The 17249-nt window shown below is 73.1% G+C and carries 17 protein-coding genes and 1 pseudogene; 9 read left to right on the top strand and 9 right to left on the bottom strand.

Annotated elements, in window-relative coordinates; translation table 11 throughout:
- Positions 1-22: 22 nt before the first annotated feature.
- Together ADL08_RS22375 and ADL08_RS22370 are read right to left on the bottom strand one after the other, a co-directional pair.
- Entirely contained in the window at positions 23-1195 is a 1173-nt protein-coding gene (locus tag ADL08_RS22375) for an FAD-dependent oxidoreductase (protein ID WP_053645800.1), read from the bottom strand.
- Entirely contained in the window at positions 1192-2463 is a 1272-nt protein-coding gene (locus ADL08_RS22370) for a DegT/DnrJ/EryC1/StrS family aminotransferase (RefSeq protein ID WP_053645753.1), read from the bottom strand. The genes ADL08_RS22375 and ADL08_RS22370 overlap by 4 nt, the downstream gene beginning before the upstream one ends.
- A gap of 248 nt (positions 2464-2711) precedes the next feature.
- On the opposite strand from ADL08_RS22370, the gene ADL08_RS22365 reads away from it, so the two are divergent.
- Positions 2712-3908 carry a cytochrome P450 gene (locus ADL08_RS22365; protein WP_053645751.1) on the top strand — a complete coding sequence of 399 codons (1197 nt, stop codon included), beginning with the start codon at positions 2712-2714 and terminating at the stop codon, positions 3906-3908.
- 149 nt (positions 3909-4057) lie between these two features.
- On the opposite strand, the gene ADL08_RS22360 is transcribed toward ADL08_RS22365, so the two are convergent.
- The 3 genes from ADL08_RS22360 to ADL08_RS22350 are packed head-to-tail and all read right to left on the bottom strand — an operon-like array spanning position 4058 to position 6912.
- Positions 4058-4336: an acyl carrier protein gene (locus ADL08_RS22360; protein ID WP_053645749.1), complete on the bottom strand. Its 279-nt coding sequence runs from the start codon at positions 4334-4336 to the stop codon at positions 4058-4060.
- A 51-nt stretch (positions 4337-4387) separates the two neighbouring features.
- Positions 4388-5635, bottom strand: coding sequence for a ketosynthase chain-length factor (locus ADL08_RS22355; RefSeq protein ID WP_053645748.1), 1248 nt, complete (start codon positions 5633-5635; stop codon positions 4388-4390).
- Positions 5632-6912, bottom strand: a complete 1281-nt coding sequence (locus ADL08_RS22350; RefSeq protein WP_053645746.1) for a beta-ketoacyl-[acyl-carrier-protein] synthase family protein — start codon at positions 6910-6912, stop codon at positions 5632-5634. Before ADL08_RS22350 ends, ADL08_RS22355 begins: the two co-directional genes overlap by 4 nt.
- A gap of 182 nt (positions 6913-7094) precedes the next feature.
- Here ADL08_RS22350 and ADL08_RS22345 point away from each other — a divergent pair, with 182 nt between their 5' ends.
- From ADL08_RS22345 to ADL08_RS35815, 4 genes are read left to right on the top strand one after another with little or no spacing between them, the layout of a single operon-like run.
- Positions 7095-8066, top strand: coding sequence for a quinone oxidoreductase family protein (locus ADL08_RS22345; RefSeq protein WP_053645744.1), 972 nt, complete (start codon positions 7095-7097; stop codon positions 8064-8066).
- A gap of 44 nt (positions 8067-8110) precedes the next feature.
- Entirely contained in the window at positions 8111-8896 is a 786-nt protein-coding gene (locus ADL08_RS22340) for an SDR family NAD(P)-dependent oxidoreductase (RefSeq protein WP_053645798.1), read from the top strand.
- Between the two features lie 37 nt (positions 8897-8933).
- On the top strand, positions 8934-9914 hold the full coding sequence (locus ADL08_RS22335; RefSeq protein WP_078968351.1) for an aromatase/cyclase: 981 nt from the start codon (positions 8934-8936) through the stop codon (positions 9912-9914).
- Complete coding sequence (locus tag ADL08_RS35815) at positions 9911-10369, top strand: nuclear transport factor 2 family protein (protein ID WP_234352230.1); 459 nt, start codon at positions 9911-9913, stop codon at positions 10367-10369. The genes ADL08_RS22335 and ADL08_RS35815 overlap by 4 nt, the downstream gene beginning before the upstream one ends.
- A 235-nt stretch (positions 10370-10604) precedes the next feature.
- Here the strand turns inward: ADL08_RS35815 and ADL08_RS22330 are convergent, their stop codons facing one another.
- Positions 10605-11513: an MBL fold metallo-hydrolase gene (locus ADL08_RS22330; RefSeq protein WP_053645742.1), complete on the bottom strand. Its 909-nt coding sequence runs from the start codon at positions 11511-11513 to the stop codon at positions 10605-10607.
- Positions 11506-11796 (bottom strand): antibiotic biosynthesis monooxygenase family protein, encoded by a 291-nt coding sequence (locus ADL08_RS22325; RefSeq protein WP_234352229.1) that lies wholly within the window; start codon positions 11794-11796, stop codon positions 11506-11508. Before ADL08_RS22325 ends, ADL08_RS22330 begins: the two co-directional genes overlap by 8 nt.
- A 337-nt stretch (positions 11797-12133) precedes the next feature.
- Between ADL08_RS22325 and ADL08_RS22320 the strand changes: the two genes are divergently transcribed.
- The 4 genes from ADL08_RS22320 (at position 12134) to ADL08_RS22305 (ending at position 15859) form a co-directional block, all read left to right on the top strand.
- Positions 12134-12961 (top strand): AfsR/SARP family transcriptional regulator, encoded by an 828-nt coding sequence (locus ADL08_RS22320; RefSeq protein WP_234352228.1) that lies wholly within the window; start codon positions 12134-12136, stop codon positions 12959-12961.
- Entirely contained in the window at positions 12958-14121 is a 1164-nt protein-coding gene (locus ADL08_RS22315; RefSeq protein WP_053645740.1) for a phosphotransferase family protein, read from the top strand. Before ADL08_RS22320 ends, ADL08_RS22315 begins: the two co-directional genes overlap by 4 nt.
- 103 nt (positions 14122-14224) lie before the next feature.
- Positions 14225-14731 carry a flavin reductase family protein gene (locus tag ADL08_RS22310; RefSeq protein WP_053645738.1) on the top strand — a complete coding sequence of 169 codons (507 nt, stop codon included), beginning with the start codon at positions 14225-14227 and terminating at the stop codon, positions 14729-14731.
- 15 nt (positions 14732-14746) lie between these two features.
- Positions 14747-15859, top strand: coding sequence for an LLM class flavin-dependent oxidoreductase (locus ADL08_RS22305; RefSeq protein ID WP_053645735.1), 1113 nt, complete (start codon positions 14747-14749; stop codon positions 15857-15859).
- Between the two features lie 48 nt (positions 15860-15907).
- Here ADL08_RS22305 and ADL08_RS22300 read toward each other — a convergent pair whose 3' ends face one another.
- Positions 15908-17149 carry a sulfate adenylyltransferase subunit 1 gene (locus tag ADL08_RS22300; RefSeq protein ID WP_053645733.1) on the bottom strand — a complete coding sequence of 414 codons (1242 nt, stop codon included), beginning with the start codon at positions 17147-17149 and terminating at the stop codon, positions 15908-15910.
- Positions 17149-17249, bottom strand: a pseudogene (locus tag ADL08_RS36770) (sulfate adenylyltransferase small subunit); the annotation flags it as partial. The gene ADL08_RS22300 and the pseudogene ADL08_RS36770, both read right to left, overlap by 1 nt.

Genomic DNA, 17249 nt, shown 5'->3' with positions numbered 1-17249 from the left:
GGTGTCGGGTGGTGGCGAGCGGTCACGGACGGAAGCGCTCGACGGGGTGTCCGGCGTCGCCGTCGAGGGCGAGCCGGGCGAGCGCGTCGCCGAAGACGGGGACGAACTTGAAGGCCCAGCCGGCCGACTGGACGAGGATCCGGTCGCGGCCCCCGTCGGGCGGCAGGGCGCCGAGGTAGAACTGCCGTCCGTGGTCGCGGGGCAGGGCGATCAGGCAGGATCCCGGCCGGACCGGCTCGGGGTCGAGCATGGGCATGTGACGGGCGACGAACTCGGCGGTGCGGCGCAGCTGGTGCGGGTCGGGTCCCGGCCGGACGGCGGGCGGCGCGCTCCGGGGGTCGCTCTCGAAGTCCGGGGCGACGCGGACGAGGCCGCCGGGGCCCCACGGGTTGGTGCCGAATCCGTAGAAGAGGTTGGAGTCGGTGTCCGTCGGGGTCTGGAAGGCGAACCAGGTGGGCAGGTCGCGGCCCGGGTCGCGGAGCCGGAAGTAGGCGGTGGCCATGTCGTACACCTCGGTGTCGAGGCGGACGCCGAGCGGTTCGGTCAGCTGGTTGGTCCAGGGGCCGGCGGTGACGACGACCTTGCCGGCGGTGATCCGGGCGTCGCCGGTGACGACCTCGACGCGTTCGGGGTGCGGCTCCAGGGCGAGGACGCGCTGTCCGGCGCGGATCTCGGCGCCCGCCGTGCGGGCGAGGTGGGCGAGGGACCAGAGGGTGCCGCGGACGTCGACGACGCCGCCGTCGGGCTGGTGGAAGCCCTCGTAGTGGGAGGGTAAACCGGTGAAGCCGAAGCGTTCCTCGATGGCGCCGGCGGTGAGCCACTCGTAGCGCAGGCCGACGTCGTCGAGGACCTGGGCGGCGTCGGCTATCTGGCCCTCGTTGGTGGATTCCTTGGTCTCGCCGAACCACAGGCTGCCGGTGTGGTGCACCAGGCGCCGGCCGCAAGCCTCCTCCAGGCGCCGCCACAGCGGCAGGGCGCGGACCGTCAGCTCGGTGAGGTCGCGCTGGGTGTACTGGACGCGCCACTGGCGTTCGTCGCCGGCGGAGCTGCCGGTGTTCTCCGGTCCGTCGCCGCTCTCCAGGACGAGCACGGAGGCGCCGCGGTCCGCGGCGTACCAGGCGGTGCTGAGTCCGACGGCGCCGCCGCCGACCACGACGAGGTCGTAGGAGCGGCGGGGGGTGCGGTGTGCGGTCATGCGGTCCTCCCGAGGGGGGCCCGCCCGTGCCGCCACGACCGGTCGAGGGCGTGCTCCAGCCGGTCCATCAGCTGGTCGGCCTGGTCGTCGTCGATGCCGGGCTGGCAGGGGATGTTGATCATTTCCCGGAACCAGCGGCGCTCGGCCACGGGGCACTCGCCCTCGCGGTGGCCGTGGGCCCGCCACTCCGGCATGAGGTGCAGGGGGAAGTAGCGCAGCGGCAGCGGGTCGCCGGCCGCGTCCATGGCGTCGAGGAGGGCGTCCCGGTCGATCAGCTCGGGGTCCACGAACGCGGTGAACAGGTGGTACGGATGGTCCACGCCCTCCGGCACCGGCGGGACGCGCAGGCCGGGCACGGCCGCGAGGCGCTCGGTGTACCGGTGGGCCAGTTCCCTGCGCCTGGCCTGGAGCCGGGGCAGTTTGCCGAGCTGGACGAAGCCGACCGCGGCGGCCGGCTCCGCGAGCGTCCCGTTGATGCCCGTTCCCCGGAGCATCAGGCAGTCGGCCGTGTAGGAGTCGGCGGGGAACATGGCCCCGGCGGGCGGGCGGCTGGTCGAGGCGAAGGTGTGCCGGGAGGGGACGTAGACGGCGTCGACCGAGTTGTCGCGCAGCGCGGTCGCGCGGGCCGCGTGCTCGTCGTCGCGCACGACGAGCATGCCGCCCTCGCCCAGCGTGGTGATGTTCTTGGAGGAGTGGAAGCTGAAGATTCCGAAGTCTCCGAACGAGCCGAGGGGCCGGCCGTTCAGCGAGCCGCCGATGGCGTGGGCCGCGTCCTCGACGACGGTCAGGCCGTACCGCTCGGCGAGCGCCATGATGCGCGGCATGTCGGCCGCGCGGCCGCCGTAGTGGACCATGACGACGGCCCGGGTGCGTTCGGTGATCAGCTCCTCGATGCGCGAGGCGTCGATGTTGAGCGAGTCGGGCTCCACGTCGCAGAAGCGGACCCGTACGCCGTAGTCGAGGAGCGGCTGCACGGTGGCCATGTAGGTCTGCGGAGTGGCGATGACCTCGTCGCCGGGGCGCAGGTCGAGCAGGTGGAGGGCCAGCCGGAGGGCGGTGGTCCCGCTGGTGACCGAGAGCGCGTGCGCGACGCCGAGGTGCGCGCGGAAGGCCTCTTCGAAGCGCTCGCGCCAGATGCCCCCGGAGAGGGGGCTGCCGGACCTGAGCAGTTCTTCGATCACGGCCAGTTCGTCGTCGCCGAGGATGCTCCCCCGGGCCGGTCTGGTGGGGGAGCCGAGCGGAACGACTGCGGATGGTGCACTTTCCATGATTCCCCGCATCGTCTGAAGGGCCTGTGTCGACCCCTGGGCTGGTGACACAACTGGACTGGTGACACAACACAATGACGACAACTAACCAAACACGCTACACGAGATACTTCAAGTAATTCAGCAAAATCTAGAAACTCTCCAGTGCGGTTCCGTTGACTCTCCAGATCCGCTCCAGTGGCCGCTGCGACCCTGCCCTGAGTGTGGTTTCACCCTGAGGAGAGGACGCCGCCTTGACGACCTGCCCGATGCACGAGAGCCCCCCGACCTATCCGTTCGGCAACCGTCCGTCGGTGCTGGACGCCCCCGGCGAACTGCGCGGCCTGCGCGAGCGCCCCGCCGTCCGGGTCACCCTGCCCAGCGGGGACCCGGGATGGGTCGTCACCCGGTACGAGGACATCCGGGCCCTGCTCTCCGACCCCCGGCTGCTCCGCGACCGCTCCAGCGAGGACCTGCCGCGGATCACCAAGGACAACTCGATGTTCCAGGACCCGAACGTGAGCCTGGACCCGCCCGAGCACCCCCGGATGCGCCGGCTCGTCACCAAGGCCCTGAGCGCGGCCCGGGTCGAGAAGATGCGCCCGCACGTGCAGGCCCTGGTCGACGAGCTGCTCGACGAGATGGAGGCCGCGGGCCCCACCGCCGACCTCGCCGAGGCGCTGGCGTTCCCGCTCGGCATCCGCACCCTGTGCGGGCTGCTCGGGGTCCCGCCGGAGGACCAGAAGGACTTCCGGCTGTGGACCGACGCCTACCTGTCGGTCAACCGCTACAGCGCCGAGGAGGTCGCCCGGTACCGCGGCGAGCTGTTCGGCTACATCCAGCGCCTGGTCGCCGCCAAGCGGGAGCAGCCGGGCGACGACCTGATCAGCTCCCTCATCGCGGTGCGGAACGAGGACGAGAGCCGGCTCGGCGAGTACGAACTCCTGTACTGGGTGCAGGGGTTGCTGATGGGCGGGTACGAGTCCACCGCCAACCACCTGGCCGCCGCCGTCGTCACGCTGCTCGCGCACCCGGAGGAGCTGGCGAAGGTCCGCGAGGACCTCTCGCTCGTCCCGGCGGCGGTGGAGGAGCTGCTGCGCTACCAGGTGCTGTTCTCGCAGCTGGCCGCCGTGCGGTACTCCGCCGCGGACATCGAGGTGGGCGGGGTGACGATCCCGGCGGGCTCCGCCGTGTTCCTCGCCCTGGAGTCCGCCAACCGCGACGAGCAGGTCTTCAAGGAGCCCGACGCGCTGCGCCTCGACCGGGACGACAACAAGCACCTGTCGTTCAGCGCCGGGCCGCACTTCTGCGCCGGCTCCGCGCTGGCCCGGATGGAGCTCCAGACGGCGATCGGCACCCTGCTCCGGCGCTACCCGGAGCTGCGGCTCACGGTCCCGGCGCAGGAGCTGAGCCGTAACACCGGTGTGCTCGTGGAGGGGTTCACCGAGGTGCCCGTCACCTGGTGACGGACCCGCTGCGCACCGCCCGTGGTCTCCGGGGACTCCCCGGGGGCCACGGGCTTTCGTCCGTGCGGCGACCGCCCCGGACGAGGGCGCGAGGAAGGCCGGCCCGCACGACGTGGTGTCGTGCGGGCCGGCCCCGTTCCTCACCGCGGTCAGGCGGCCAGACCGGCCACGCTGCCCGTCGCCTCGGCCACGAGGCGGAGCAGCTGTCCGGGGGTCTGCGCCTCCTGGACGGCCTCGTCCCCGAGGCTGAAGCCGTACTCGCGCTCCAGCGCGCCGATGGTCTCCAGGACGGCGATCGAGTCGTACCCCAGCTCGCCGAAGGTCACGTCGGCGACGTCCCCGTCCAGGTCGGCGCCGTCCCCCGCTCCCGCGGCGGCGCGCAGGGCGCGGACGATGTCCTGAAGGGTGATGAGCTCCTGTGCTGCCATGGCTTTTCCTCCGTGGATTGTCGAAAGCGCCCCTCCGGTGCGGAGGGAGGTTCAGGGGGTCGGGGTGCGGCGGGCGGCCGGGGCGCGCAGCACCATCGCGGAGTTGAAACCGCCGTGCCCGCGGGCCAGGACGAGCGCGGTGCGGACGTCCGCCGCGCGCGGCTCCCCGACGACCAGGTCGACCTCGTGGGCCGGGTCGGCCATGGCCACGTTGACCGTCGGCGGGATCACGCCGTCCCGGAAGCCGAGCAGCGCGGTGGCCAGGTCGAGCGGTCCGCCGCCCGAGTACAGGCGTCCGGTCATCGTCTTGGGGGCGGTGACCGGGACGCCGTACGGGCCGAAGACCTCGCGGAGCGCCGCGGCCTCGGCGGCGTCCTTGTCGGGCAGGCCGGCCGCGTCGGCGTACACCACGTCGACGTCTCCGGGCGCGCACCCGGCGTCGGCGAGGGCGCCCAGGATCGCGGCCCGCAGGGCGGGGCCGCGGGCGCTGCCCGGGGGCGGGTCGAAGGTGGCGGCGTGCCCGGCGACCGACCCGTAGGGGCGGGCTCCCCTGGCGAGGGCCGACTCCTCCGGTTCGAGGACGAGGATGGCGCCGCCCTCGCCGGCCACGTAGCCGTTCGCGGTGTCGGCGAACGGGGTGAAGGCGCGGGCCGGGTCCTCCGAGGTGCTGAGCAGCCCGGTGGCGATCTGCGCGGTCCAGCCCCAGGGGCACAGCGCCGAGTCGACGCCGCCGGTGACCATCAGCGAGGAGCCGCCGCGCAGTTGCCTGCGGGCGTGCGCGACCGCGTCGAGCCCGCCGGCCTGGTCGGCGACGAGCACGCCGCTCGGTCCGCGCATGCCGTTGCGGATGGAGATCTGGCCGGTGTTGACGGCGTAGAACCAGGCGAAGGACTGGTAGGCGCTGACGTACTCGTTGCCCTTGCTCCACAGGTTCTCCAGCTCGCGCTGGCCGAACTCGAAGCCGCCGGAGGCGCTGGCCGTGACCACGCCCGCGCCGAGGGTGTGGAGCTCGTCGGGTCCGGCGCCCGCGTCGAGGACCGCCAGGTCGGCGGCGGTCAGCGCGAGCCGGGTCATGTGGTCGGTCTGCGGCAGCAGCCGGTCCGGCAGGTGCTCGGACGGGTCGAAGCCGCTGACCTCGCCGGCCAGCCGGGAGGGGTACTGGGTGGGGTCGAAGCGGGTGAGGCGGCCGATGCCGCTCTCGCCGCGCAGGGTCGCCGCCCAGTACTCCTCGGTGCCGAGGCCGTTGGGGGCGACCACACCGATGCCGGTGACGACCGCGGTGGACGGGGTGCCGCTCACGGGGCGACTCCTCCTCTCTCGGTGCCGTTGCCGGTGAGGACCACGGCGCTCTGGAAACCTCCGAAGCCGCTGGCGGTGCTGAGGACCGAGCGGACCGGCGTCTCGCGCGCGGTCAGCGGCACGTGGTCGAGGTCGCAGCTCGGGTCGGGGTCGTGGAGGTTGGCGGTGGGCGGTACGAGGCCGTGGCGCATCGCCAGGAGGCAGGCGGCCACCTCCAGGGAGCCGATGGCGCCCAGCGAGTGCCCGATCATCGACTTGATCGAGCTGACCGGGGTGGTGCGGGCGTGCTCGCCGAGGCTCTTCCTGATGGCGGCCGTCTCGTGCAGGTCGTTCTGCTTGGTCCCGGACCCGTGGGCGTTGACGTAGTCGATCGCCCCGGGCTCGACCCGGGCCTGGGCGAGCGCGGCGGTGACGGCCTGGGCCAGTTCGGCGCCGTCGGAGCGCAGCCCGGTCATGTGGTAGGCGTTGCTGCGGGTCGCGAAGCCGGCCACCTCGGCGTGGATGTGGGCGCCGCGGCGCAGCGCGTGCTCCAGCTCCTCGAAGACGAAGACGGCCGCGCCCTCCCCGAGGACGAAGCCGTTGCGGCTCCGGTCGAAGGGGCGGGAGGCGTGGGCCGGGTCGTCGTTGCGGGGCGAGGTGGCCCGGATCGCGTCGAAGCAGGCCAGGGTGATGGGGGAGATCGGGGCGTCGGTGGCGCCGCCGACGACGACGTCCGCGGAGCCCTCCCGGATCAGGGCGGTGGCGTGGCCGACCGCGTCGAGGCCGGAGGTGCAGCCGGTGGACACGGTGTTGACCGGGCCCTCCGCGCCGACCCGCCAGGCGACCTCGGCCGCGACCGAGCTGGGCACCAGGTAGTCGTAGAGGTGGGGGACGCCGTAGCGGTGGTCGGTGAGGGTCTTGCGGCCGCCGTCGCTGACGACCACGTACTCCTTCTCCAGGCTGGTGGTGCAGCCGACGGCGGTGCCGATGGCCACGCCGGTGCGGTGCGGGGGCAGGTCCGCGAAGAGCAGGCCGCTGTCGGCCACGGCCTCGTCGGCGGCGACGGCCGCGAACTGCGCCGAGCGGTCCATGCGCCGGATCTCCTGCGGGGTGAGCCCCGACTCCTCCGGGTCGAAGTCGCACTCGGCGGCGATCCGCGACCGGTAGCGGGAGGCGTCGAAGGAGGTGATCGCGCGGGTGGCGGTGCGGCCGTTCGCCAGTACGTCCCAGTACGCCTTCGCGCCGATTCCGCCAGGAGCGACGACCCCCAGTCCCGTGATGACGACTCGTCGAGTCATCCGTACTCCTCCCGTTGCGACCTGTCGTTGGTGCTTCGACGGTGGCACCGGGCCATGGAGCCGGACTGGAGGGAGGCTGCACGCCGCACGGTGCCCGGCGCTCTCCACGGGACGGCGAGCGAGCCTCCAGCACGCCGCCCTACGGTCCGGTCAGGCTCGCAGACCACCCATGGAGGCCACACATGCGGTCCATCCGCTACCACAGCTACGGAAACCCCGAGGTGCTCACCGTCGAGGAGGTCCCGGTGCCCTCCCCCGGCCCCGGGCAGGTCCTGATCAGGTCCGAGGCGATCGGCGTGAACTTCGTCGAGACGCAGCGCCGCAGGGGCACCGGACCGTTCCCGCCGCCGCTGCCGGCCACGCCCAACGGCGACGTCGTGGGGCGGGTCGAGGAGGTGGGTCCCGAGGTGACCACGGTCGCCGTCGGGGACCGCGTGGCGGCGCCCGTGATGGGCGGCGCGTACGCGGACCTGGTCCTCGCGGACGCCACCTTCCTGGCGCCGCTGCCGGACGGCGTCGACGCCGCGCAGGCCAGCATCCTGGCGTCCCCCGCGCAGACCGCGCTGTGCGTCCTGAAGACGGCCCGCATCCAGCCCGGCGACACCGTGCTCGTGCACGCGGCCGCCGGGGCCATCGGGCACCTGATGACCCAGCTGGTCCGCCACTACGGGGCGGGCCGGGTGATCGGCACGGTCGGCTCGCCCGCCAAGGCCGACTTCGCGCGGGAGCACGGCACCGACGTCGTCGTGGACTACAGCACGGACGGCTGGACCGACGAGGTCCTCAAGGCCACCGACGGCGAGGGCGTCGACGTCATCCTCGACAGCGTCGGCGGCGACGTCCTGCTCGCGGGCCTGGACGTGCTCAAGCCGTTCGGCCGGCTCGTCTTCTACGGCGCCTCCGGCGGCACCCTGCCGCAGGTCCCGGCGATGCGCCTGATCCCGATGAAGCACGTCGTGGGCTGCGGCCTCGACCAGTGGTGGCAGCACCGCCCGGACGACATCCGCAGCGGTCTGCAGGAGCTGATCGCCCACGTCACCGAGGGCCGGCTGAAGGTGCACGTGCACGCCGAGCTGCCGCTCACCGAGGCGGCCGCCGCCCACCGGATCATCGAGGACCGCGCCCAGCTCGGCCGCATCCTGCTCCGGCCGTGACCCGGCCGCCCACCGACGCCCGTACCCCGAACGGAAGGACCATCATGCCCGAAACGGTTCAGCGGCTCGCCCTGGTCACCGGTGCCACCAGCGGCATCGGACTGGCGGTCGCGCGCGGCCTCGGCCGGGACGGCCACCGGGTGTTCCTGTGCTCCCGGACGCGGGAGAACGTCGACACCACCGTCAAGACCCTGCGCGAGGAGGGGATCGACGCCGACGGCGTCGCCGCGGACGTGCGGGACCCCGCGTCGGTGCACGACTTCGTCCGGACCGCCGTCGAGCGCCACGGCCCGGTCGGGGTCCTGGTCAACAACGCCGGCCGCAGCGGCGGCGGGCCCACCGCCGGCATCGCCGACGAGCTGTGGCTCGACGTCATGGCCACCAACCTCAACAGCGTCTTCTGGGCGACCCGCGAGGTGCTCTCCACCGGCGGGATGCGGGAGGGCGGCCGCGGCCGCATCATCAACATCGCCTCCACCGGCGGCAAGCAGGGCGTGGTGCTCGGCGCGCCGTACTCGGCGTCCAAGCACGGGGTGATCGGCTTCACCAAGGCGGTGGGCCTGGAGCTGGCGAAGACCGGGATCACCGTCAACGCCGTGTGCCCCGGCTACGTCGAGACCCCGATGGCCGAGCGGGTCCGGCAGGGCTACGCCGCCGCCTGGGACACCACGGTCGACGACGTGCAGGAGCGCTTCAACGCCAAGATCCCGCTGGGCCGCTACTCCACCCCGGAGGAGGTGGCGGGCCTGGTGGGCTACCTGGCGGGCGACGTCGCGGCCTCCATCACCGCGCAGGCGCTCAACGTCTGCGGCGGACTCGGCAACTACTGACCGCACCGCAGTCGAGGAGCGAGAGGACACGCAGCAGATGTCAGCAGCAGTGGAGCACCACACCGAGCACACCGTCCTGGTCGACGCCCCGCCGTCCGAGGTCTACGCGGTGATCGCCGACGTGACCCGGTGGCCGGCCGCGTTCACCCCGACCGTCCACGCGGAGGTCCTGGAGACCGTCACGCACGACGACGGCACCAGCGAGGAACTGATCCACCTGTGGGCGCGGGCCAACGGCGAGGTCAAGGACTGGACCTCGCGCCGCACCCTCGACCCGCAGAACCTGCGGGTCGGCTTCCGGCAGCAGCTCAGCGCCCACCCGGTGGCGGCCATGGGCGGCGACTGGTTCGCCGAGCCGTCCGGTGACGGCGGCACCCTCGTGCGCCTCACCCACGACTACCGGGCCGTGGACGACTCCCCCGAGCACCGGGAGTGGATCGCGCGGGCCGTCGAGAGCAACAGCACGGCCGAACTCGCCCGGCTGAAGGACCTCGTGGAGAACGCGGTGGCGGACGGCGAGGAGGTGACCTTCTCCTTCGAGGACTCGGTCACGGTGGCCGGCTCGGCCGCCGACCTGTTCGACTTCGTGGACCGGGCGGACGCCTGGCAGGAGCGCCTCCCGCACGTGGCCCGGGTCGACTTCACCGAGCAGCCGGGCGGGGTGCAGGTCCTGGAGATGGACACCCGGGCGCCGGACGGCTCGGTCCACACCACCCGTTCGGTCCGGCTGAGCCTCGCCCCGGACCGCATCGTCTACAAGCAGCTGGTCCTGCCCGGCCTGCTCGCCGCGCACACCGGCCTGTGGACGTTCACCGAGACCGCCGACGGCGTGGTCGCCACGTCCCGGCACACGGTGACGGTCATCCCCGGGAAGGTGACGGCCGTGCTCGGCGCGGACCGCACGCTCGCCGACGCCAAGGCGTACGTCCGCAAGGCGCTCGGCACCAACAGCCTGGCCACGCTGGGCCTGGCCAAGGAGTACGCGGAGTCCCGCGCGAGCCTGGTGGAGGCGTTGTGAGCGCGCCCGTGCGGACGGCCGGGCCGGTGCGGCCCGCGCCGCCGGAGATCCAGGTCGAGGTCCAGGACTTCTACGCCCGGCAGATGCGGCTGCTCGACGAGGGCCGGGCCGAGGAGTGGGCCGAGACGTTCACCGAGGACGGCGTCTTCGCGCAGAACGTCAAGCCGGAGCCCTGGCGCGGGCGCGCGGAGATCGTGGCCCGGATGCGGGTCGGTCTGGACCGGCTCGCGGCCCGTCCGGTGACCCGGCGCCACTGGCTGGGGATGCTGATCGTGGACGAGGGCGAGGAGCCCGGCACCTGGCGCTGCCGGTTCTACGCCCTGGTCTTCGAGGTCCCGGACGGCGGCGACCCGCGGCCGCACCTGAGCGCTCCCGGCGAGGACCTGCTGGTCCGCGGGGAGGACGGCCGGCTGCGGATCCGCCACCGTCTGGTGGAGCACGACGGGGCGGTGTGACCCAGGGGCGTGTGCGTACGGCCGGACCACGGCGGTACGCACACGCGCGTGGGCACGTACCCGGACTGCGGCACGGCGGTACGTACGCGCGTGGGCACGTCCCCGGGCTTCGGCACGGCGGTACGGCGGTACGGCAGTACGGCGCCACAGCGGTACGCGCACGCGTGCCGGTGCGCGACGAAGCCCCGGAACCGGTGTTCCGGGGCTTCTCCGAGGGCGACGCCCCCGGCCGGCCTCAGGCGAGGCAGGTCAGGGGGCGTCCGCCGTTGAGCTCCACCATCTCGCGGAACACCGGGGCCGAGGGGAGGTACGCCCCCTCGGGCGCGCCCTCCAGTTCGGCGTACGCCCGGTGCAGGTTGGCCACCAGGCGCTCGGGGTCCCGCAGGTCCGCGAACTCGCCGTGGCCCGCCTCGCGGGCGACGGCCAGCGGGTCCCGGCCGCGGCGCAGACCGTACGCGGCGAGGTCGAGGACCCGGGCCAGGTACGCCTCGGTCACCGCGAACACCTCCGGCCCGCACACCGGCCCGTGGCCGCAGACGATCCTGCGGGGACCGAGGGCGCGCAGCCGGCCGACGGCCCGCACGAGCCCCCGTACGGAGCCCATCAGGGCGAACGGGGTGCAGTCCGACATCAGCAAGTCGCCGGCGAACAGCACCCCGGCGTCGGGCAGCCACACGGCGGTGTCGTTGGTGGTGTGGGCCGGGCCGGGGTGCAGCAGCTCGGCGGTCCGGCCCCCGCCGAGGTGCACGGACAGGGAGTCCGCGTAGGTGAGGTCCGGCAGGACGACGTCGAGGTCGCCCCAGTCCGCGTCGGGCCACACCTTGGTCAGGGCGAGCCCGCGCTCCGCCATCTCGGCGCGGGTCCGCTCGTGCGAGACGACGACCGCACCGTCCGAGAACACGAGGTTCCCGTGGGTGTGGTCGCCGTGGTGGTGGGTGTTGACGACGGTCCGCACCGGCAGCGGGGTCAGACCGCGCACGGCGTCGCGCAGCCGTTCCGCCCTGGCCCGGGTGGCGGCCGTGTCGACGAGGAGGACGGAACGGTCGCCGACGACGACACCCGCGTTGTTCAGGCACCAGCCCCCGTCGGGCTGGACCCACGCGTGCACGCCGTCGGCGACCCGCTCCGGGCCGAGGTCAGGCATGGACCGCCGGCAGACCCTCCTGGACGACCTCGCACACGTGCGGATCGCCCTTGATGATCGGCAGCAGCTGCTCGAACTGGGCGCGGAACTCGGGCGTCCTGAGGGCGTCCTGGAACGCCTCCTCGGACTCCCATTCAGCGATGTTGAAGTAGACGTCCGCCTCCTTGGTGGAGCGGACGAGCCGGAACCGGATGAGGCCCGGGCGGGCGCTCATGATTTTACCGATCTCCGCGTAGATCCTTTCGAACTCCGAGGGCTCCCCGATCATCGTGAGGCGGTTCATGAATACAACCACAGAAGTAACTCCCATCCGGAGGGTGTCCGACCCGGAAAACACTAGGAGCGGTCGCTGGAAGGTCACGTGAGAACGCATGGAACAGATCTCGTCACTCCCTATGCGCGAGGACCCCTCCATCGTCCCTCACCTGGGCTTTCACCGACTCCCCGACAAATCCGGCCGACCGGTACGTTCGACCGGACCAATGCCCCTGGTCAGAGCGTTACTTCGAGCATGGACATCCGTCCGAGCGGATTGCTAGCGTCGCGGTCGTTCTCGGATGCACCGGCCATCACCTTCCTGAGGAGACCTCGTGGAATTCGGAGTTCTCGGCCCTGTCGTCATGAATGACGGTGGAATCTCGCATCTTCCGTCCGCACCCAAGACGCGTCAGCTCCTCGCGCTGCTGCTGCTGAACGCGAACACCCCCGTACCGGCCTCGATATGCATCGAGGAACTGTGGGGGACGCGGGCACCGCGCAGCGCGGTGCAGACCCTGCACACCTATGTGCTGCACATCCGGCGCGCCCTCGCCGGCTGCCCCTCGGTCGCGACCGCCGAGGAGGCCAAGCGGATCCTCGTCACCCGGCACCAGGGCTATCTGATCGACGTCGAGCCGGGCGGCCTCGACCTGCACCGCTACGAGCGGCACATGGGCGACGCCCGGGCCGCCCAGACGTCCGGCGACGACCGGGCGCTGGCCGACGCGCTGCGCGCGGCGCTCGCGGTGTGGCGGGGACCGACGCTGGTCGACGTGCCGGCCGGACCGCGCCTGGAGGCGCGGATCGCGGGCCTGGAGGAGACCAGGCTGACCACGTTCGAGCGCTGCGTCGAGGCGGAGCTGCGCCTCGGCCTGCACCACCGGCTGCTGGGCGAGCTGCGCGCGCTGACGGCCGACCACCCGACGCACGAGAGCCTGCACGCCCAGTACATGCTGGCGCTGTACCGGTCGGGGCGCGTGGCCCAGGCCCTGGACGTCTACCACACGCTCCGCGAGCGGCTGAACGACGAGCTGGGCCTGGAGCCCTCGCCCCGGCTGCGCCACCTGCAGACGGCGATCCTCGCCGCCAACCCGGCGCTCAGCGTGGAGACCGCCCGCGACGCGGCCCTCTCGCTCGACCTGCTCGCCCCCCACGGGGCCCCGGAGCCCCTGGAAGCGGTACGGCGATGACCGCGCCCGCCCAGGAGACAACGACCTCGCAGGAGACCACGACCGCGCGGGAGACCGCGGCCCTTCCCGACACGGCCCTTCCCGACACGGCCGGCCCCGCCACCGCCCGGCACGCCGCGGCCGGTTCCGCGTACGCCGCGGCCCTGGCCGGGGTGCCCCCCTTCGACGGCCTGCGGATCACCGGCACCGAGCGGCCCACGGCCACCGGCTTCGCCGCCCTGACCCTGTTCGTGACGGCCGAGGAACCCGACGGCACCGAGCGGAGGTTCGTGGTCAGGGCGGCCCCGTGGGACACCCGCGTCTACCCGGAGCCGAGGATCGCCGAGCAGTACCGGCTGCTGCGGATCCTCGGCCGCGAGACCGGCGTCCCGGTCCCGGCCGTCCACCACTGCGAGCCCTCCACGCGCCTGCTCGGCGGCCCGTTCCTCGTCATGGACCTGGTGCCCGGCAGGGTGCCGCCGGACTTCCCCTCGTACCACCGGCGGGGCTGGATCGCCGAGCTGCCCCCGGAGGACCGCGCCCGGCTGTGGTGGGCGACCCTGGAGGCGATGGCCGAGGTGCACCGGCTCGACGCCCGCCGGCTCGGCCTCGGCTTCACGGCCCCGCCGGAGGGCGGACCGCCCGGGACCGCGCAGCAACTCGCGCACTACGCGCGGCACATGGGGTTCTTCGGCCGCGCCGGCGACCCCGTGCTCACCGAGGCGCTGTCCTGGCTGCGGACGCACCTGCCCCCGGAGCCCGGCCCGCCGGGGCTGCTGTGGGGCGACGCCCGGCTCGGGAACGTCGTCTACGGGGAGGACCTGCGGCCCTCGGCGCTGCTCGACTGGGAGATGACGGGGCTCGGACCGGCCGAGGTCGACCTCGGCTGGTTCCTGTGGATGGACCGCTTCCTGAGCGAGGGCGTCGGCGGCGAACGGCTCGCGGGGCTGCCCGGCCCCGAGGAGACCGCGGAGCGCTACGGCGAGCTCCTCGGCCGCCCCCTCGCCCCGCTGCCCTACTACGAGATCCTGGCCGGCTTCCGCTTCGCGCTGATCACCAGCCGGGTGGAGCGGCTCGTGCTGGCCGCGCGGGTGATGCCGCCCGGCGTCCCCCTCGTCCTGCACGCCAACGCCACGGCGCAGCTGCGGCGGGCCCTCGACCGGGTGACCGGCCGCTCCTGACCGGGGCCATCCCGTCTCGACCTGCGCTCCAGCCGCCCCTGACACGCTGCTCGGGTCCAGTATCCGTCCAGGTCTCAGGCCACACCTCTGGGGGCGAGCGTCCATGCCTGTCGAACCCGAGCAGTTCCGGAGCATCTTCGGAGCGCTCTCCAGTTCCGTAGCCGTCGTCACCGCTGCGGGGGCGGACGGCCCGAAGGGGTTCACCTGCACCGCGGTGACCGCGGTGTCCAAGAACCCGCCCCTGCTGCTCGTGTGCGCCGACAGCGGGTCCCACACCCTGCCGGCCGTCCTCGACGCGAAGGGCTTCGCGGTGAACTTCCTCGCCGCGGGCCGCGGCGCGCTCGCCGACCGCTTCGCCTCCTCCGACGAGCACAAGTTCACCGGCACGTCCTGGACCCCGTCCCCGCACGCCTGCGGCGCCCCGGTCCTCACCGAGGACGTGGTGGCGGTCGCCGAGTGCCGGCTGCGGACCGCCGAACTCGTGGGCGACCACTGGGTCCTCGTCGGCAGCATCGAGCACGGCGGCCACGCGCCGGACGCCACCCCCCTGACGTACTACCGGCGGACGTACGACACGCCGTCCGCGCACCGTCTCGTCACCACCCCCTAGGCCCCCGGAGAAGCCATGAAGTTCGGAATCAACCTCTTCCCCACCACCGGGCCCGCCGACAAGGGCGCGGTCGAGCACTTCGACGACGCGCTGCGCCTGGCCGTGCTGGCCGAGGAGCTGGGCTTCCACCACGTGAAGACGGTCGAGCACTACTTCTTCGACTACGGCGGGTACAGCCCCGACCCGGCGACCTTCCTCGCCGCCGCGGCCGCCCGCACCCGGCGGATCCGGCTGATCACCGGCGCGGTGATCCCCGCCTTCACCCACCCGGTGAAGCTGGCCGGGCAGCTGGCCATGCTGGACAACCTCTCCCACGGCCGGCTCGACGTGGGCTTCGCCCGCGGCTTCCTGCCGGACGAGTTCGCCGCCTTCGAGATCCCGATGGACGAGAGCCGCGAGCGCTTCGAGGAGGGCGTCGAGGCGTGCGAGCGCCTCTGGGCGGGCGAGGACGTGGTCTTCGGCGGCCGCTTCCACCGCTTCGGCCCGGTCACCCTGCTGCCCCGCCCGGCCCAGCGCCCCCACCCGAAGGTGCTGGTCGCCGCGTCGATCACCCCGGAGTCCTGCGAGGCGGCGGGGCGGGCGGGGCGCGGGCTGATGCTGGTGCCCTCGATCAACAAGCCGGAGCGCACCCGCGAGATGATCGACCTGTACTGGCGGGCCCGCGCGGAGGCCGGCCACGACCCGGCCGGCGGCGAGATCCACCTCAGCTACAGCAGCTATCTGCACGAGGACGCGGCCGCCGCCCGCGAGCTCGGCCGCGGCTACTCGGCCCACACCAACGCCAAGATGGTGGAGGCGGTGTCGGCCTGGGCCCACACCAGCAGCGGCGACTACGACGGCTACCAGCGCATCGTGGCCAAGGTGAACAGCGCCAACTTCGACAAGCAGGTCGACGAGGGCAAGGCCCTGGTCGGCTCGCCCGAGCAGGTGCGGGCGCAGGTGCGGAGGATCCGGGAGTGGTACGGCGACTGCACGGTCAGCCTCCAGGTGATCTCGGGCAACATGCCGTACGAGGAGTCGGCGCGCACCATGCGGCTGTTCGCCCGGGAGGTGATGCCGGAGTTCACCGCCCCGGAGGCTTCCGCCACCGCCCCGGTCCCGGAGTCCGAGGCGGTGCTGACCGGCTGACCGGCGGTCACCGGCGGCCCGCGGCCGCCGGCCGGGCCGTGCCCGTCGTCATCCGGCCATGCCGGCGGTGAGCGTGGCGCCGTCGGCCGGGTCGATCAGGAGGAACGAGCCGGTGCGGCGGGAGCGGGCGTACGGGTCGAGGGGCAGCGGTTCGAAGGTGCGCAGCACCATGGAGCCGATGTCGTTGACGCCGAGGCTGTCCGGCCGCTCGTGCCGGCCGTCCCGCCGGGTCGGGTCCAGCTTCCGCGGCAGCTCCCCGACCACCGCCCCGACGGTCCGGGTGCCGTGCTTGAGCAGCACCCGGTCCCCGGGTCGGATCGGGCGTTCGTGGAGGTGGCAGACGGTGGCCTCGATGTCCCGGGTGGTGTGCGGCACGGCGTCGGAGGGGGCGATCACGTCCCCCCGGGAGACGTCGACGTCGTCGGCGAGCAGCAGCGTGACGGACTGGGGCGCCCACGCGGTGTCGACGGGACGGCCGAGCAGGTCGATCCCGGCGATCCGCGTCGTACGGCCGGAGGGCAGCACGGTGACGCCGTCCCCGACGCGCAGCACCCCGGCGGCGATCTGGCCGGCGTAGCCCCGGTAGTCGGGGTGTTCGGCGGTCTGCGGCCGGATCACGTACTGCACGGGGAACCGGGCCGGGAGGAGGGAGGGGTCGGTGCCGACGGGGACGCTTTCGAGGTGTTCCAGGACGGTGGGTCCGCCGTACCAGTCCATCCGGACGGAGGGTTCCACGACGTTGTCTCCGGCGAGGGCGGAGATCGGGATCGCGGTGATCTCCGGGACGCCGAGTTCGGAGGCGTAGGTGGTGAACTCCTCGGCTATGGCGGCGAAGACGGGCTCGGCGTAGTCGACGAGGTCCATCTTGTTGACGGCGAGGACGACGTGGGGGACGCGGAGCAGGGCGGCGACGGCGGCGTGGCGGCGGGTCTGTTCGACGACGCCGTTGCGGGCGTCGACGAGGACGACGGCGAGTTCGGCGGTGGAGGCGCCGGTGACCATGTTGCGGGTGTACTGCACGTGGCCGGGGGTGTCGGCGAGGATGAACCGGCGCCGGGCGGTGGCGAAGTAGCGGTAGGCCACGTCGATGGTGATGCCCTGCTCGCGCTCGGCCCGCAGGCCGTCGGTGAGCAGCGCCAGGTCGGGGACCTCGCCGCGCGACGCCCGGACGATCGCCTCCAGCTGGTCGGTGAGGATCGACTTGGAGTCGTGCAGGAGCCGTCCCACCAGGGTGGACTTGCCGTCGTCCACCGAGCCGGCGGTCGCGAGACGCAGTGTGTCGACAGTCATCAGAAGTACCCTTCGCGCTTGCGGTCTTCCATCGCGGCTTCGGAGAGTTTGTCGTCGGCCCGGGTGGCGCCCCGTTCGGTGAGCCGGGAGGCGGCGATCT

The sequence above is a fragment of the Streptomyces sp. NRRL F-6492 genome (assembly GCF_001280125.1).
Classification (GTDB): Bacteria; Actinomycetota; Actinomycetes; order Streptomycetales; family Streptomycetaceae; genus Streptomyces.
This window is presented reverse-complemented; position numbering and strand designations above follow the sequence as displayed.

Coding starts and splice junctions, on each gene's coding strand:
- ADL08_RS22370 (WP_053645753.1), bottom strand. CDS start 2,463: ATGGAAAGTGCACCATCCGCAGTCGTTCCGCTCGGCTCCCCCACCAGA.
- ADL08_RS22340 (WP_053645798.1), top strand. CDS start 8,111: ATGCCCGAAACGGTTCAGCGGCTCGCCCTGGTCACCGGTGCCACCAGC.
- ADL08_RS22345 (WP_053645744.1), top strand. CDS start 7,095: ATGCGGTCCATCCGCTACCACAGCTACGGAAACCCCGAGGTGCTCACC.
- ADL08_RS22375 (WP_053645800.1), bottom strand. CDS start 1,195: ATGACCGCACACCGCACCCCCCGCCGCTCCTACGACCTCGTCGTGGTC.
- ADL08_RS22315 (WP_053645740.1), top strand. CDS start 12,958: ATGACCGCGCCCGCCCAGGAGACAACGACCTCGCAGGAGACCACGACC.
- ADL08_RS22310 (WP_053645738.1), top strand. CDS start 14,225: ATGCCTGTCGAACCCGAGCAGTTCCGGAGCATCTTCGGAGCGCTCTCC.
- ADL08_RS22335 (WP_078968351.1), top strand. CDS start 8,934: ATGTCAGCAGCAGTGGAGCACCACACCGAGCACACCGTCCTGGTCGAC.
- ADL08_RS22350 (WP_053645746.1), bottom strand. CDS start 6,912: ATGACTCGACGAGTCGTCATCACGGGACTGGGGGTCGTCGCTCCTGGC.
- ADL08_RS22320 (WP_234352228.1), top strand. CDS start 12,134: ATGAATGACGGTGGAATCTCGCATCTTCCGTCCGCACCCAAGACGCGT.
- ADL08_RS22330 (WP_053645742.1), bottom strand. CDS start 11,513: ATGCCTGACCTCGGCCCGGAGCGGGTCGCCGACGGCGTGCACGCGTGG.
- ADL08_RS22360 (WP_053645749.1), bottom strand. CDS start 4,336: ATGGCAGCACAGGAGCTCATCACCCTTCAGGACATCGTCCGCGCCCTG.
- ADL08_RS22305 (WP_053645735.1), top strand. CDS start 14,747: ATGAAGTTCGGAATCAACCTCTTCCCCACCACCGGGCCCGCCGACAAG.
- ADL08_RS22325 (WP_234352229.1), bottom strand. CDS start 11,796: ATGAACCGCCTCACGATGATCGGGGAGCCCTCGGAGTTCGAAAGGATC.
- ADL08_RS22365 (WP_053645751.1), top strand. CDS start 2,712: ATGCACGAGAGCCCCCCGACCTATCCGTTCGGCAACCGTCCGTCGGTG.
- ADL08_RS22300 (WP_053645733.1), bottom strand. CDS start 17,149: ATGACTGTCGACACACTGCGTCTCGCGACCGCCGGCTCGGTGGACGAC.